We start from the raw sequence: 15605 nt of genomic DNA, 5'->3' as shown, positions 1-15605 counted from the left end.
TCCCACGGTCCGTACTGGCTAGAGTCGGAATCGAGCTTTTAGTCCCGCCCACCCCTTCAAGTCTAAACATACAAGCGGGCTTGCTCCGGGCGGCGTTCCGACGATGTTTTTGAAGGTTTCGAGTCAGGCCGAAGCCGGCAGCGGCTGAAAGCTGAAGTACTGCTTCAACGCTTCGACCAGTTGCCCATACTCGGGCGGCGTGCGGTACAGGCTGAAGCCGGCGTCGTAATGCTGAGGGGTCGCGTCTTCGTGGCACCACAGACAGCACGCCGTCAGGTCGATGACCTGCTGGCGGCCCTCCCCCAGGGGAATTTTCAGGCGCAGATTGAATTCCGCACCGATCATCATCGGCAACTGGCTGATAAGCATCAAACCGTCTTCAGAGACGTTGCCCAGAAACCCGACGGGTTTATCGGTGACGCTGTTGAACACTCGCAGAAAATACGGCAGCTGGTGCCGTTCGATTCGACGGTCGGTAAACATGAACGTATCGCCATGCATGGCCCGATGCCCGGGCCGCATTGTGCTTCGGAACGAACCTGATCTTCAGGCCCGCTCTCCCCGCTCCCGGTGTGGCGCTTGCCACGTACTTCACATGCCAGTCGCAGGTGTTGCGCCGATCTGGAGTTCTGGCTCTAAACCGGTGTCCTTGGACTATAGCTCACCTTGTACAACCAGCCAGACTTTGTATGACGACCGCCATCAGAACCGGGTTGGACGGACCACGGCGGCGGCACTGCGAGTCGGGTAGTGACCCAGGCTCTGCAGGGTTTCCAGACGTGCGCGGGCGCGGTAGGCGTATTCGCTGTCGGGGTACGAGGCGATGATGAACTGATAGGTCTGCGCCGCATCGACGAACATTTTCTGCCGTTCAAGGCACTGGCCGCGCATCATCGACACTTCCGGCCACACATAAGGGCGGGCGCGGCTGGCGCGTTCGACCTTGGACAGTTCAAGCATCACCTGCTCGCAATTGCCCCGGTCATAGGCGCTGTAGGCGTTGTTCAAATGATGGTTCATCGACCAACGGGTGCAGCCCGAAGCGGCGAGGACGCTGAGGGCAAGGGCGGCAATGGGCACGAATCGCATGGGGGTTCTCCTGTCTTGTGCTCTGTATCGACCCCGTGCACAAAATCTTCAATCACCATTGCAGTGTAATGGTCGCCGAGGGCTGAGGCTCGGCGCCATGTTGGGTGCTCAACGAGATTTACGTCAGCGAGATGTTCACGATGGGTGAGGGAGGCGAAATATCCTTTCCGTCAGGTGACACTTCGACCGCATAAAAACTCAATGAGGAAAAGTCCTGATGATTCAACCACGAACCCAACGGGCTGACTACCTGTGAAAATAATGGATTCAAGGAATCCTTCGTGCTGTAAACACGCACAGAGTTTCCAGGAGTCCCCGTGCCTTCGAATCTAACGAAGAGCCCCGTTTTGCTGCCATCTTGCGGAACATCTACCACCGGTGTTACCGGTGAACTGTTGGCTGCGCTCATATCCATCACCTCATGGGCTCGTCAACCATTGACGAGTTCGGTCTTCTTATATCGATCCGAAAAATGCACGCCACCTGTTAGAAATAACAGTCTCGACGAGCGGTAGGCCTACGCCGGCCGAATGTTCAAAAATGTTCGTTTCAATAAAGAAACCAATAAGTAGTGCAAACGAACAATGACTACACCCTTCGAGCATAGTAGCCTTCGCTGGCGCTTGAACCTGAGGAGTCTTTGCATGTCCGTCCGTCGTACCAAAATCGTCGCTACCCTTGGCCCGGCCAGTAACTCGCCGGAAGTTCTCGAACAGCTGATTCTGGCTGGCCTGGACGTCGCCCGTCTGAACTTCTCCCACGGCACCCCCGACGAGCACAAGGCTCGCGCGAAGCTGGTGCGTGACCTCGCGGCCAAGCACGGCCGCTTCGTCGCCCTGCTGGGTGACCTGCAAGGCCCGAAAATCCGTATCGCCAAATTCGCCAACAAGCGCATCGAGCTGAAGATCGGTGACCAGTTCACCTTCTCCACCAGCCATCCGCTGACCGAAGGCAACCAGCAAGTGGTCGGCATCGACTACCCGGATCTGGTCAAGGACTGCGGCGTGGGCGACGAGCTGCTGCTCGACGACGGTCGCGTGGTCATGCGCGTTGAAACCGCCACCGCCACCGAGCTGAACTGCGTCGTGACCATCGGCGGTCCGCTGTCCGACCACAAAGGCATCAACCGTCGCGGTGGCGGCCTGACCGCACCGGCCCTGACTGAAAAAGACAAGGCCGACATCAAGCTCGCCGCTGAAATGGAAGTCGACTACCTCGCCGTGTCCTTCCCGCGCGACGCTGCCGACATGAACTACGCCCGTCAACTGCGCGACGAAGCCGGCGGCACCGCCTGGCTGGTGGCGAAGATCGAACGCGCCGAAGCCGTGGCCGACGACGAAACCCTCGACGGTCTGATCAAGGCTTCCGACGCAGTGATGGTTGCCCGTGGTGACCTCGGTGTGGAAATCGGTGACGCCGAGCTGGTGGGCATCCAGAAGAAAATCATTCTGCACGCACGCCGCCACAACAAGGCGGTAATCGTGGCGACCCAGATGATGGAGTCGATGATCCAGAACCCGATGCCGACCCGCGCCGAAGTGTCCGACGTGGCCAACGCCGTGCTCGACTACACCGACGCCGTGATGCTGTCTGCCGAATCCGCTGCCGGCGCTTATCCGCTGGAAGCCGTGCAGGCGATGGCGCGCATCTGCGTCGGCGCTGAAAAGCACCCGACCAGCAAAACTTCCAGCCACCGCATCGGCAAGGAATTCGAGCGCTGCGACGAGAGCATCGCGCTGGCGACCATGTACACCGCCAACCACTTCCCGGGCGTCAAGGCGATCATCGCGCTGACCGAAAGCGGCTACACCCCGCTGATCATGTCGCGTATCCGCTCCTCGGTGCCGATCTACTGCTTCACCCCGCACCGTGAAGCCCAGGCTCGCGCAGCAATGTTCCGTGGCGTGTACACCGTACCGTTCGACCCGGCTTCGCTGGAACCGCACGAAGTCAGCCAGAAGGCCATCGACGAACTGGTCAAGCGCGGCGTAGTGGAGAAAGGCGACTGGGTCATCCTGACCAAGGGCGACAGCTACCACACTACCGGCGGCACCAACGGCATGAAAATCCTGCACGTGGGCGACCCGCAGGTCTGAGTGACCGGTTGCTGAAATCGAAAAGCCCCGCCATGTGAATGGCGGGGCTTTTTCATTTCAGACTGATCGTTGTTGATCGTTCCCACGCTCTGCGTGGGAATGCCTCAATGGACGCTCCGCGTCCGCTTCGGCATGGGACGCGGAGCGTCCCGGACTGCATTCCCACGCGGAGCGTGGGAACGATCGGTGCGCGGAGTGCGGCGGCGGTCCGTGCGCGCAGTGTGGCCGCGTTCGATGCGCGGGAGTGCGGGGGCGATCGATGCGCGGAGCGGTCGGCGGATATCTCAATGGCGTTTGATGAACCCGGTCAACGCCGCCAACGCCTCCGGCGAGCGCAGCCGCTGGGTGAACAGTGCGCCCTCCTCCTCGATCACCTTGCGAATCAATTCGCGATCCGGCGCGCGCATCAGCTGCTTGCTGATGCGCACCGCCTCGGCCGGCAACTCGTCAAACCGCAGCGCCATCTCCCGCGCCTTGGTCAATGCGGCTTCGCCACTGTCCAGCGCCTCAGTCGCGATCCCCCATTGCGCCGCCTGCTCACCGGTAAAGCCCTCACCGAGCAGCAACAACTCCGAGGCTTTGGCCTGCCCGAGCAAGCGCGGCAGGATCAGGCTGGAGCCAAACTCCGGGCACAACCCGAGATTGACGAACGGCATGCGCAGCCGCGCATCCCGCGCCACGTACACCAGATCGCAATGCAGCAACAATGTCGTGCCAATCCCCACCGCCGCCCCGGCCACGGCGGCGACTACCGGTTTGCGGCACTCCAGCAAATTGAGCATGAAGTGAAACACCGGGCTGTCGAGGTCGCTCGGCGGTTGCTGGATGAAGTCGGCGATGTCATTGCCGGCGGTGAAACACTCGGCGCTGCCGGTGATCAGCACGGCGTTGATTTCGGGGTCGCTGTCAGCCTCTTTCAGCGCGTCGGCCAACTGGCTGTACATGGCGCGGGTCAGGGCGTTTTTCTTGTCCGGGCGGTTGAGGCGCAGGGTCAGCAAACCGCGTTCGCGGTGCAGCAGGATGGCGTCGGTCATGGTGTGTCTCGCGTCTGAAGAATCAGCGTTCAACCACGGCTCAGGAAGACATCGGCCAGCAGTTGATTGCGCGGCAGTCCGGCCAGGAACAGACGCTTGGCAAACGCGTCGACGCTGGCCGTCGAGCCGCAGACTAAGGCCAGGGTTTGCCGGGAGACAAGGCGCAGTTGCGCCAAAGCGGCCGGCAACTCGGCCGCCGTCCACCCTTCGACGCTGAGGTTGTCCCGCTGTGCGGCCAGTGCCTCAAGGGGTTTGGCCAGGTAATGCCCTTCGGCATCATGGGCCAGGTGAATGACGCGAATGGCGCCCCGATGATCGTGCCGCAAGGCTTCGCGCAACACGCCGAACAACGGGCCGAGCCCGGTGCCGGCAGCCAGCAGCCACAGCGGCCGGTCGTGCCAGTCCGGGTCGTAATGCAAGGCGCCGCCACGCAGTTCACCGAGACGGATCGGGTCGCCGATCTGCAAGCGTCGCGCGGCATCGCTGAATTCGCCGGGCTGGCGGCAATCGAGATGGAATTCAAGAAAACGGTCTTCTTCCGGCAGGCTCGCCAGCGAATACGGCCGCGCAACGTGGCCGGCCCACAGCACCAGATGCTGACCGGCGCTGTAGCGCAACGGCCGCTGGGGTGTCAGGCGCAGACGCAACACACTGTCGCCGAGCCAGTCCAGCGCTTCGACCGTGGCCGGGCGACCATCGGTGACGGGATCGAAAGTATGCACCTGCAAATCCTCAATCACCTGGCACTGACAGGCCAGCCGCCAGCCCTGATCACGTTGCTCGGCGCTCAAGGCATCGGGGCGACTGTCAGCAGGCAAGCCCTGCACGCATTGCACCAGACACGCGTGGCAACTGCCGGCGCGGCAGCTGTAAGGCACCGCCACACCGTTCTGATTGAGGGCATCGAGCAGGTTGCTACCCGCCGCCACCGACCACTGTCGTTCACCGACCCGCAGTTCAGGCATCGACGTTCTCCCACGCCGCCGCGCAGCGATTGCGGCCGTCGCGCTTGGCCCGGTACAGCGCCTGATCGGCACGCTGCAAGGCCTCGTCCAGATCATCGCCCAGTTCCAGCAGGGTCATGCCGGCAGACAGACTCAGGTTTTTCACATTCAGGCCCACCAGTTCAACGTCGGTGAAGGCGATGCGCAGGCGTTCGCAACAGGCGGTCAGGCGCTCGGCGTTGCAATCGGGCAGCAGCACCACGAACTCTTCACCACCATAACGCGCCAGCACGTCGCCGTCGCGCAGACAGGCCCCGGCGACGCCGGCGAAAGCCTGCAACACCTGATCGCCAGCGGCGTGGCCGTGAATGTCGTTGATGCGTTTGAAGTGGTCGAGGTCGATCAGCGCCAGTCCGTGCACCACGTCGGCCTCCATCGCATTCAGCTCGCGGGTGGCCAGGCGCAGGAAATGCCGGCGATTGAACAGCCCGGTCAGTTCGTCGGTGGCCACCAGGTCTTCGAGCTGGCGCATCATCCCGCGCAGGGTGTCCTGATGCGCCTGCAAGGCGAACCGCCGCTGGCGCATGCGTTGGCGCGAGGTCTGGACGAAGCGTGCGTAAATCACCAGCCACGCCAGCACAATCAGCAGGATGCAGGCCTGCAACGCGGACAGCGCCGGATCGTGCAGCCGCAAGTGGTAACCGTCCCACAGCGTGATGGCGCAGAAGCTGAAGAACACCAGCATGGCGCAGCGCACGAACGCCCGCTGTGACAGATGGAACAGGCCGAACAGCAGGACCAGCACATAGAACACCAGAAACTCGCCCCGGGCCTCCTCCAGATGCGCGATCAGCCACGTCTGCCAGCCAAGGCCCAGCAGCACTTGTGCTTCGGTCAGGCTCGGGTCGGAGAAGCGCAGGTTGCAGCCGGAAAAGAACAGGGCGAACAGGATCGCCTGGCTGATCACCACCAGCGCACTGCCGACGGCGACGCCGGCCAGCGAATCGTTGTAGTGACCGGTGAAATACGCCAGCCACAGCAGCAGCAAAGCCAATCCATAGGTGGCTGCAGCGAGGGCGAAGCGTTTGAGCAAAAGACGTTGAATGGCGTTATGGGTCAATCGTTGACTCACCGTGCGATAAGAGGCTGACCGAGTGTCCTACTCCACAGACCGGCTGCCACTTTAGTGGCGTAGTCGATAAATGACCATTGATTTTCGGGCCGGGTATTTGGCGTCAAAAACCTGCAGCCATGCGACCAACGAATAACTCCCGGCAGATGTGCCCGCCACCGAGGCGCGGTATACTGCCGCGCCTTTTTAGCGTCACGCCAGCAGCCCCGGCGTGCCGACCCTGAAGGGCAGCTTCGAGCTCCGAGCTTCGAGCGGCAAGTTCAAAGCAGTACACACTGCTTCAGCTTGCCGCTCGAAGCTCGCGACTTTCAGCTGCCCTTAAAGAATGTTCCCGTCTTTTAGAGGAGCGCGACTCATGACCGTGATCAAGCAAGACGACCTGATTCAGAGCGTTGCCGACGCCCTGCAGTTCATTTCCTATTACCACCCCGTGGACTTCATCCAGGCGATGCACGAAGCCTACCTGCGCGAAGAATCGCCAGCGGCCCGTGACTCGATGGCGCAGATCCTGATCAACTCGCGCATGTGCGCCACCGGCCACCGGCCGATCTGCCAGGACACCGGCATCGTGACCGTGTTCGTGCGGGTGGGCATGGACGTGCGTTGGGATGGCGCGACCATGAGCCTGGACGACATGATCAACGAAGGCGTGCGCCGCGCCTACAACCTGCCGGAAAACGTCCTGCGTGCTTCGATCCTGGCCGACCCGGCCGGTGCGCGCAAGAACACCAAGGACAACACCCCGGCGGTCATCCACTACTCCATCGTTCCGGGTAACACCGTGGAAGTGGACGTGGCGGCCAAGGGCGGCGGTTCCGAGAACAAGTCGAAAATGGCCATGCTCAACCCGTCCGACTCGATCGTCGACTGGGTACTCAAGACCGTTCCGACCATGGGCGCCGGCTGGTGCCCGCCGGGCATGCTGGGCATCGGCATCGGCGGCACCGCCGAGAAAGCCGCCGTCATGGCGAAAGAAGTGTTGATGGAATCCATCGACATTCACGAGCTGAAAGCCCGTGGCCCGCAGAACCGCATCGAAGAAATGCGTCTGGAGCTGTTCGAGAAGGTCAACCAGCTGGGCATCGGCGCCCAGGGTCTCGGTGGCCTGACCACCGTGCTCGACGTGAAGATCATGGATTACCCGACCCACGCCGCCTCCTTGCCGGTGTGCATGATCCCGAACTGCGCCGCCACCCGTCACGCGCACTTCGTGCTCGACGGTTCCGGCCCGGCCTCGCTGGAAGCGCCACCGCTGGACGCCTACCCGGAAATCGTCTGGGAAGCCGGCCCGTCGGCCCGTCGCGTCAACCTCGACACTCTGACCTCGGAAGACGTGCAGAGCTGGAAGCCGGGCGAAACCGTCCTGCTCAACGGCAAGATGCTCACCGGTCGCGACGCCGCGCACAAGCGCATGGTCGAGATGCTGAACAAGGGCGAAACCCTACCGGTTGATCTGAAAGGTCGCTTCATCTACTACGTCGGCCCGGTTGATCCGGTCGGTGACGAAGTGGTTGGCCCGGCGGGCCCGACCACCGCCACGCGGATGGACAAGTTCACCCGTCAGATCCTCGAGCAGACCGGCCTGTTGGGCATGATCGGCAAGTCCGAGCGCGGCCCTACCGCGATCGACGCGATCAAGGACAACAAGGCTGTGTACCTGATGGCCGTCGGCGGTGCCGCTTACCTGGTGGCGCAGGCGATCAAGAAGTCCAAGGTTCTGGCGTTCGCCGAGCTGGGCATGGAAGCGATCTACGAGTTCGAGGTCAAGGACATGCCGGTCACCGTAGCGGTGGACAGCAAAGGTGAATCGGTACACATCACCGGTCCTGCGATCTGGCAACAGAAGATCAGCGAAAGCCTGGCGGTGGAAGTGCAGTAAGCGCTTCATCTGCTTGTGAAAAACCGGGCGGTCAGCGATGACCGCCCGGTTTTTTTTCGCCTGCCGTCAGTCGGCACCTGTCAGATCTGACAGGTGTCACGCCCTATGCCCTCTGTTAGCGTGGAACCTCGACGTTTACAGGTTGCGGTGCCATGGCCCTTGATGCAGATGCGCTCGTCACTCCTCCGTCCATCGCCAAGACAGCGTCCATTGCAACGAATGGGCGCAGTTGGAGTGAGATGGGTGAGACCGGGCAGCGCTCTCACACCTTGCCGCTGCCATCACTGTCTGCCCCCGGCCGCACGCTGGTTCCCGAGTTGCAACTGGTTTATGACGGCAATGGGGGCAACAGCACGTACGGACTTGGCTGGGATCTGCCGTATGCAGTCATCTCGCACAAGACCAGCAAGGGCGTACCTGAATATACGGACGGCGACGTCATGCATGCTGACGGCACCGACCTGCAGCCCGAACGGACGACGCGCGGCAAGATCAAGTCGACCCGCCGTACACGCGGCAAAGGCCGGCAGGCCAGAAAGTTTTCGGTGGTGCGCTATATCCCTCGTCTGGAAAGTACCTTCGCCCGCTACGAGCTCTGGACCGGTGACGACGGCCACGCCTTCTGGATAGTCCTGCACGCCGACGGCTCACAGCACTGCTACGGCAACACTCTGGATTCGTGCATTCACGATCCTGACGCCCCGACCCACATTGCCGTGTGGTTACTGGTGGAAATCATGAATGCCCTGGGTGAGCACATCTTTTACAAGTACAAGACTGACGATACAGACCCTGATCCGCGATTCGACTATTCGGCCCAGCGTTACCTGTGTCAGGTCTGTTATGGCAACAAGACCGCCAGTGACGAACTGTTGTGCCTCAAACATGAAAAACCAGAGATTCTGGATTGGTTTTTCCACCTGATCATTGACTATGGCGAACGTCCCGTCGGACTGGATGACGTACCACCGTTTGACGAACCAGACGGAAAAAAATGGTCGCTGCGCAGTGATCCGTTTCGCATGCATCGCTACGGTTTTCCAGTCGGCACCCGGCGCCTGTGCAAGCAAACTCTGTTGTTCAACAACATTGGCTCCAAGCGGGTGCTGGTCAATCGTCTATTGCTGGAACATAAACCGACATCGCATCGATACAACCACCTGGCAGCGGCGCATTACATGAGTTACGACGATAAGGGCCGCGTCAAACACTCCCCTCCAATCGAGTACTGCTACAAGCCATTCGAACTCAACACGTTCCCCCAGGCCTTTCTGGCACTCGACCACATGCCAGGCCTCAATGACGGTCAGCCTTACCATTGCGTCGATCTTTACGGCGAAGGTCTGCCCGGTTTTCTCTGCCAATACGACAACGCCTGGTACTACCGCGAACCCCTGCGTGGCACTCCCGGCACGGACGAAATCGTCTACGCCCCCTGGACCCTGCTGCCGCTGATTCCGAACGCCGACAGCAGCAAACCGCTGGTGCAGATTCTTACCGACCTCACCGGTGATGGCTGTCTGGACTGGGTTGTCGCCCAGCCCGGTGGCAGCGGGTATTACACGCTTGGTCCGGACGGCACCTGGTCGTTGTTCAAACCGTTCAGCCAGTTCCCCGTGGAGTTTTTCCATCAACTGGCACAGATGGGCGACTTGAGCGGCGCCGGTCTGGACGACCTCGCACTGATCGGCCCGAACAGCGTACGGGTTTATGCCAACCTGCGGGAAAAAGGCTTTGCTCGCGGCCAGAATATTCCCCATACCCCGGACAGATTGCCGCTGTTCAGCGACGCCCGTAACGAATTGGTGTCGTTCAGCGGGATGGGCGCCAGCGGCATGGAGCTGTGCCGGATCCGCCATGATGAAATCCGTTGCTGGATCAGCCTGGGTCATGGTCGGTTTGCAGAGGGGTTCAAGCTGAGCGACTTGAAGTTCAAATGCGGCGAGTTCAATGCCGACCGGGTTCGCATCGCCGATCTGGACGGTTCCGGTGCCCCGGCCCTCATTTACCTGTGCTCGGACCACTTCGAAATCTGGTTCAACCATGGCGGCAATGGTCTGGCTTCGACGTCAGTGTGCGTTCCATGGCCCCGAGGCGTGCGCTACGACAACCACTGCCAGGTGACTTTCGCCGACCTGCAAGGCATTGGCTGCGCCAGCCTGCTGTTGACCGTGCCGCACATGAAACCGCAGCACTTTGTGTATCACTTCACCAGCGAACGGCCGTACCTGCTTACCGGCTGCAACAACAACATGGGCTACAGCGCCACGCTCAAACACCGCAGCAGTGCGCAATTCTGGCTGGATGAAAAACAGTCGGAGCTGGAGGCATGCAGAAAACCGGTGTGTCGGCTGCCGTTTCCGCAGATGGTGCTCCAGTGCCTGCAACAACTGGATGAAATCACCGGCAATCTACTGAGCCAGTTTTTTGAATACTTCGAGGGTTACTACGACGGTATCGAACGCGAGTTTCGCGGCTTCGGCCGGGTCTGTCAGATCGACAGCGAACTCGAACCGGGCAAGGCCGAAAGTGGCCATACGGCGCCGACGCGCGTGACGCACTGGTTTCATACCGGCCAATGCATCAACCCGATACTCAGGAACATCTGTGAGCTGGATACAGAGGCCACCCCCTTGGGTGCCACCGTGTATTCGCGTTTAAACGCGGTAAAAGGCACTGACGTAATTCGCAAGCCCTACCCCGTCGAAGAAAATGAAATCGCTCGTGCCCTCAGCGGACAACTGCTGCGCAGCGAAGTGTCCCAGGCTGATGACTCCCCGCCCGTCCGATTGTTTTCCCTGACCGAGTGTCGCTACCGGGTTCGGCAAATCGTGGGCAAACCGGCCTGCCTGCAGGTGCTCGAGCAGGAAACCCGCAGCCATCAATACGAACGCGTCATGAACGACCCGACCTGCCAGCACGTGGTCAACATGGCATGGGACAAGTACGGTCGACTGACTCACGGTTTCACAGTGGCCTGTGCACGCCGCCGCACGAAAAATGACCCTCCGCCCTTCGAGCAGGAGGATCAACAGCTCGCCTGGATGGACAGCCATGATGAGCAACAGGAATTTTTTTATCTGAGAGAGACACTTGCCGAATACATCAACCTGATCACTGACGGCCACTGGCTGCTCGGCTTGCCCAGCCGCCAGCGCGGTAATGCGATGAAGCTGCCCAAAGGCGATCTGCCGGACGGTTTGCGCGCAGCGGACATCAGTTTCGAAAATTTCGATCGGCATAAAGACAGCGCCAAGTGGAAAGCCGAACGCGAACTGACCTCGCTGTCGCAACATTCCTATCTGAAGGCCGCCGGCGAGATGCTTTACCCACCGTTGGCAGGACCGACGAAACAGGCCGTGTTCGACAAGAAGGCGCTGGAGGCCTACGCCGATACCCCGATTGTCATTCGGGATGAGCTGCGCAAGATCGGCTATGAGCCGATGAATCTGTTTTTCCCAGAAGATTCGGAAGAGGACAAACTGAAAAACCTGTGGTCGGCCGAAAGCGGATTCTTCACTTACACCGATGCCACGGGTTTCCACCACGTCACCGCTGTGCAACAAACCGCCAGCCATGGCGAGACGCACATCACCTGGGACGACTATCACCTCTTCACCATTGCCATTACCCTCCCGGATGGCTGCACGACGACAATCGTTCATGACCCTCACACGCTCCTGCCCCTGAGCATCAAGGACGCCAACGAAAACATCCAGGAAGTGCTTTATGAGCCGGGTGGCCAACCCATGGTGCACAGTTTTCATGGCACCGAAGACGGCAAACCGGCCGGCTTCAAGCCACTGGCCGAGTACCCCGAACAGAAGAATCTGAGTGTCGAATATGCGCTTGCCAACCCTGAGGAAGTGCTGAAGTGCGCTGCTAGCGTGGTGCGCACCGACCTGTTCAGCTGGATGCCAGTGCTGCCGCCCGGAACGCTGCCGCGCAAAAGAAAGGAATGGATCGCCAAGGGGCTGATTCTGCCCGATGGACACATCCGCGCCTCGGCCCTGCGCTGGCTGAACCAGCTGAAAAAACGCACGGCCAGCGAACAGACCCTGCTCGGGATCATCCGCACGGGCCCACGGCAGCCGGTACACAGCCTCAGCCTGGTTGCCGACCGTTACCACACCGATCTGCTGCAATTGATTCAGATGATCATTGCTTACATCGACGGCTTCGGCCGCCCGCTGCAAAGCAAACAACTCGTCCCACCGGGCGATGCGTTTGTGGCCACGCCCGGAAAGAGCCTTGCGCTGGATCGTGGCCAGCCGCGCACGGCACCGGCCGATCCGCGCTGGCGAGTCAGCGGGCGGGTGGAATACAACCACAAAGGCGAAACCATCCGCGTTTATCGCGCCTATTTCCTCGATACCCATAGCTACATCAATGACAGCTCAATGCGCGAGCACGGTTACCACGACCGGATGTTCTACGACGCCTTGGGCCGGCCGATCCAGACGATCAATGCGCTGGGCCATCTGGCGTTCGACATCCTGCACCCATGGTTCACGCTCAGCTATGACTTCAACGACACGGAAGAACCGCCACCGGCCAAGCCTGCGAAGCCTGCCAGACAGCCCGCCAAACCGGCGAAGAAGGTCAAGCCATGAACGCCAGCGTGCACCGGAACACACCGTCGGTGGCTGTCATCGGCCCGCGCGGCGAGGTCATCAGACAGGTCGAATACCTGCGCAAGGTCGCGGACGGCCCCGTTCAGGCGCTTGTCACCCGCCAACAGCATGACGTGGCCGGCCGCGCGGTGGCGCAACGTGACCCGCGCCTGCCCACGCCCAATACCCGGACCGTGTTTGCACTGAACGGGCAGGCGTTGAACACGATCAACGTCGATGCCGGTGTGAACATCACGCTGCCGGGACTGGCCGGGGAACCCCGGCAGACCTGGGACGCCCGTGGCAATCATCGACGCATGAGTCATGATCCACAGCTGCGTCTGGTCAGTCTTGAAGAGAATGGCGCAGCGGATATCGAAAAAAACAGCTATGCCGCCGCGACTGCCGATCCCCGATACAACCTGCGCGGAAACTTGATCGAGCAGAAAGATCCGGCCGGCACGGTCGAATTCAGAAGCTACGCACTGACCGGCCAGCTATTGAGCGAAACCCGCACCTTCGAGGATGCCCGGACGTTCACCAGCGGGCTGCTGTTCAGCCCGCTCGGTGCATTGCTCGAGAGCATCGATGCAGGTGGTCACCGGCAACAATCGACATACGATGCGGCCGGACAGCTCACCAAAGTGCAACTGCAAATCAGCGGGCAAGCCTGGCAGCCCATATTGAATGACATGCAATACAACGCCGAAGGCAAGGTCATCGAGCAACAAAGCGCAAACGGCGTCACCAGCCACTGGATTTACAACGATGCCAACGGACGGCTATGTCGGCACTACGCGCAAAAAGCTTCGGGGCAGACTCTCAAGGATGACGAGTACCGTCACGACCGGATTGGCAACATCACCGTCATTCGTGACCACACCTACACACCGACCTACTTCCGCAACCAGCGGGTCGACGGCGTTAGCGAGTTCGATTATGACTCCCTGTCACGTCTGATCCGTGCCACCGGCCATGACGATGCGCCGCCCAGGGACAATCCGGGCCTGCCGCAGCCAACAGATCCCAATGACCGGCGCAATTATGTCCAGACCTATGACGTGGACAAAGGCGGAAACCTGACCTGCGTGACCCATGTCCGCGACGGCAAAACCTACCATCGCCAGATGTTCGTCGACCCTGGCAGCAATCGCGCGGTGCGATGGACAGAAGGCGATCGGATTCCGGACTTCGACGTCGAGTTCGATTCCGCCGGCAACCTGAAAGCCCTGCAGCGGGGCCAGCCAATCCAGTGGAACAGCCGCAATCAGGTGCAATCGGTAACCCTGGTCGAACACGCCAGCGGACCGCCAGACACCGAGCAATATCGATACAGCCAGGGCGTGTGCGTGCACAAACGGCTGGAAACCTACAGCGGCACAGTCAGCCACTTCGTGGACGTTCGCTACTTGCAGAACCTGCAGGTCCGCAGCAAGGAAAACGGCGAACTCCTGCATCTCATCACCGTTGCGACCGGCGTCGGACACGTTACGTGTCTGCACTGGGTGGACAAACAGCCGGTGGGCATCACCAACAATCAGCTGCGCTACTCCCTGACAGACCCATTGAGCTCGTCTGTGATGGAGCTGGATGATTCAGCGCAGATGATCAGCAAGGAGACCTACACCCCCTACGGTGCTACGGCTACGCTGGCGGCACGTTCGCAGATTGAGGTGGATTACAAGTTCATCCGCTACTCGGGCAAGGAAATGAATATCGCCGGTCTGTACGACTATGGAGCACGGTATTACGCGCCATGGTTGTGTCGCTGGATCAGCAGCGATCCTGCGGGAGATAACGACGGGCTGAACCGGTATGCGTTTGTCGGGAACAATCCGATCACTTATTTCGATAACGGTGGCACCCAAAGAAAACCCTCAGAGCAACGTCAGATGATCAATGACCAAGTAGCTTATTTATCCACTGCGCAACAGAACCTGGACGAGGTAAACCAACAGTTTGGCGATCTGACTTCGCCGGCAAAGTTTCGATTGAAGGTACTCAAAAACTTCATTTCTCTCGCTGGCCGGGCTACCGTTGGTTTCTTCTCTGCCTGGGCAGTAACCGGTCATGCGTTCAAAGAAAGTACAATTCCTGGCGAACTGCAAGGGCTGTCATTGGGAAACTTCACGGCTGACAGCGCCGTCGGGGCTTACGAAAAAATAATGGCCCCACTCAAGATGAACGCACCGATTTTGCCAAGGCATGCGAATCTGGAACCTGGCTCTATCCGGGATCAAAGCAGCGGAACGTCTCCCGGACCACTTGATAGATTCACAGTCAATCCGGGAACGTGGGAAGAACGGTCGGAGAATATCAGGACTTTGTTCAGCATCGTTCGAGACTCCGGAGGCGGTGCGATATTGCCTGGGGTATCAGAAATTTTCGAACTCATGCGCGTAGCCAAGGACGCAACCAAGGCCGAACAGCAATTGACCGCGATAGAGTTGGATGCCTATGACTCGTTACTCGACAACCTCGAAAAATCGATTGTTCAAGCGGCAGACATCGCCGAGGCCATATTTAACGAAATGGGCGTCGGGCAATTTTATGCGAACGATCTGGATTACTTGATTGATATCGGTCTCAGCAAAGTGGGGGCAACCGATAGCAGAGCGGTCAGTCGATCCGATATAAAAAAATATCGGGAAAAGGCACTGAACAGCCTTCACGAAACCCGCACTACCGTCAAACGGTACCGCCAGTATGCGAGCATAAATTTATCCCATCGCGCTCCAAGCAACAAAGTAGTCCACTGGTGGAACAATGGCGGCAGATAGCTCAATCCACCGAAACACCCCTTCGCTCACCGTGAATG

Annotated in this window: 10 protein-coding genes; 4 read left to right on the top strand and 6 right to left on the bottom strand. The window is 60.0% G+C overall.

Features of this window, described 5'->3' with window-relative positions; genetic code table 11:
- Window positions 1-123 precede the first annotated feature (123 nt).
- From AC07Y2_RS27215 to AC07Y2_RS27205, 3 genes are all read right to left on the bottom strand, one after another.
- Complete coding sequence (locus AC07Y2_RS27215) at window positions 124-483, bottom strand: PilZ domain-containing protein (RefSeq protein ID WP_039766204.1); 360 nt, start codon at window positions 481-483, stop codon at window positions 124-126.
- Window positions 484-702: 219 nt separating this feature from the next.
- Window positions 703-1089 (bottom strand): tetratricopeptide repeat protein, encoded by a 387-nt coding sequence (locus AC07Y2_RS27210; RefSeq protein WP_039765946.1) that lies wholly within the window; start codon window positions 1087-1089, stop codon window positions 703-705.
- Window positions 1090-1207: 118 nt separating this feature from the next.
- Window positions 1208-1498, bottom strand: coding sequence for a hypothetical protein (locus AC07Y2_RS27205; protein ID WP_146040499.1), 291 nt, complete (start codon window positions 1496-1498; stop codon window positions 1208-1210).
- A gap of 235 nt (window positions 1499-1733) precedes the next feature.
- Between AC07Y2_RS27205 and pyk the strand changes: the two genes are divergently transcribed.
- Window positions 1734-3185 carry a pyruvate kinase gene (gene pyk, locus AC07Y2_RS27200; RefSeq protein WP_039765940.1) on the top strand — a complete coding sequence of 484 codons (1452 nt, stop codon included), beginning with the start codon at window positions 1734-1736 and terminating at the stop codon, window positions 3183-3185.
- A 284-nt stretch (window positions 3186-3469) separates the two neighbouring features.
- Here pyk and AC07Y2_RS27195 read toward each other — a convergent pair whose 3' ends face one another.
- From AC07Y2_RS27195 to AC07Y2_RS27185, 3 genes are read right to left on the bottom strand one after another with little or no spacing between them, the layout of a single operon-like run.
- Window positions 3470-4219: an enoyl-CoA hydratase-related protein gene (locus AC07Y2_RS27195; RefSeq protein ID WP_085667945.1), complete on the bottom strand. Its 750-nt coding sequence runs from the start codon at window positions 4217-4219 to the stop codon at window positions 3470-3472.
- A 29-nt stretch (window positions 4220-4248) separates the two neighbouring features.
- Window positions 4249-5184 carry an iron-sulfur-binding ferredoxin reductase gene (locus tag AC07Y2_RS27190; RefSeq protein ID WP_103387308.1) on the bottom strand — a complete coding sequence of 312 codons (936 nt, stop codon included), beginning with the start codon at window positions 5182-5184 and terminating at the stop codon, window positions 4249-4251.
- On the bottom strand, window positions 5177-6283 hold the full coding sequence (locus AC07Y2_RS27185) for a GGDEF domain-containing protein (protein ID WP_039765933.1): 1107 nt from the start codon (window positions 6281-6283) through the stop codon (window positions 5177-5179). Before AC07Y2_RS27185 ends, AC07Y2_RS27190 begins: the two co-directional genes overlap by 8 nt.
- Before the next feature lie 367 nt (window positions 6284-6650).
- On the opposite strand from AC07Y2_RS27185, the gene AC07Y2_RS27180 reads away from it, so the two are divergent.
- The 3 genes from AC07Y2_RS27180 to AC07Y2_RS27170 all read left to right on the top strand — a co-directional run bounded on the left by AC07Y2_RS27180 (window position 6651) and on the right by AC07Y2_RS27170 (window position 15567).
- Window positions 6651-8174: a fumarate hydratase gene (locus AC07Y2_RS27180; RefSeq protein WP_103387309.1), complete on the top strand. Its 1524-nt coding sequence runs from the start codon at window positions 6651-6653 to the stop codon at window positions 8172-8174.
- Window positions 8175-8413: 239 nt separating this feature from the next.
- A complete protein-coding gene (locus tag AC07Y2_RS27175; protein ID WP_309475032.1) occupies window positions 8414-12787 on the top strand; it encodes a SpvB/TcaC N-terminal domain-containing protein in 4374 nt (1457 codons plus the stop codon).
- Window positions 12784-15567, top strand: a complete 2784-nt coding sequence (locus AC07Y2_RS27170) for an RHS repeat-associated core domain-containing protein (RefSeq protein ID WP_103387311.1) — start codon at window positions 12784-12786, stop codon at window positions 15565-15567. Before AC07Y2_RS27175 ends, AC07Y2_RS27170 begins: the two co-directional genes overlap by 4 nt.
- The last annotated feature ends 38 nt before the right edge of the window (window positions 15568-15605 follow it).

It is taken from the genome of Pseudomonas sp. GW456-12-1-14-TSB6 (assembly GCF_059424205.1).
Note: the sequence above shows the minus strand (reverse complement) of the source record. Positions and strands in the feature narration are given on the sequence as shown.

Excerpts from the sequence above, each read along its gene's own strand:
- AC07Y2_RS27215 (WP_039766204.1), bottom strand. The coding sequence starts at position 483 with ATGTTTACCGACCGTCGAATCGAACGGCACCAGCTGCCGTATTTTCTG.
- AC07Y2_RS27210 (WP_039765946.1), bottom strand. The coding sequence starts at position 1,089 with ATGCGATTCGTGCCCATTGCCGCCCTTGCCCTCAGCGTCCTCGCCGCT.
- AC07Y2_RS27205 (WP_146040499.1), bottom strand. The coding sequence starts at position 1,498 with ATGAGCGCAGCCAACAGTTCACCGGTAACACCGGTGGTAGATGTTCCG.
- pyk (WP_039765940.1), top strand. The coding sequence starts at position 1,734 with ATGTCCGTCCGTCGTACCAAAATCGTCGCTACCCTTGGCCCGGCCAGT.
- AC07Y2_RS27195 (WP_085667945.1), bottom strand. The coding sequence starts at position 4,219 with ATGACCGACGCCATCCTGCTGCACCGCGAACGCGGTTTGCTGACCCTG.
- AC07Y2_RS27190 (WP_103387308.1), bottom strand. The coding sequence starts at position 5,184 with ATGCCTGAACTGCGGGTCGGTGAACGACAGTGGTCGGTGGCGGCGGGT.
- AC07Y2_RS27180 (WP_103387309.1), top strand. The coding sequence starts at position 6,651 with ATGACCGTGATCAAGCAAGACGACCTGATTCAGAGCGTTGCCGACGCC.
- AC07Y2_RS27175 (WP_309475032.1), top strand. The coding sequence starts at position 8,414 with ATGGGTGAGACCGGGCAGCGCTCTCACACCTTGCCGCTGCCATCACTG.
- AC07Y2_RS27170 (WP_103387311.1), top strand. The coding sequence starts at position 12,784 with ATGAACGCCAGCGTGCACCGGAACACACCGTCGGTGGCTGTCATCGGC.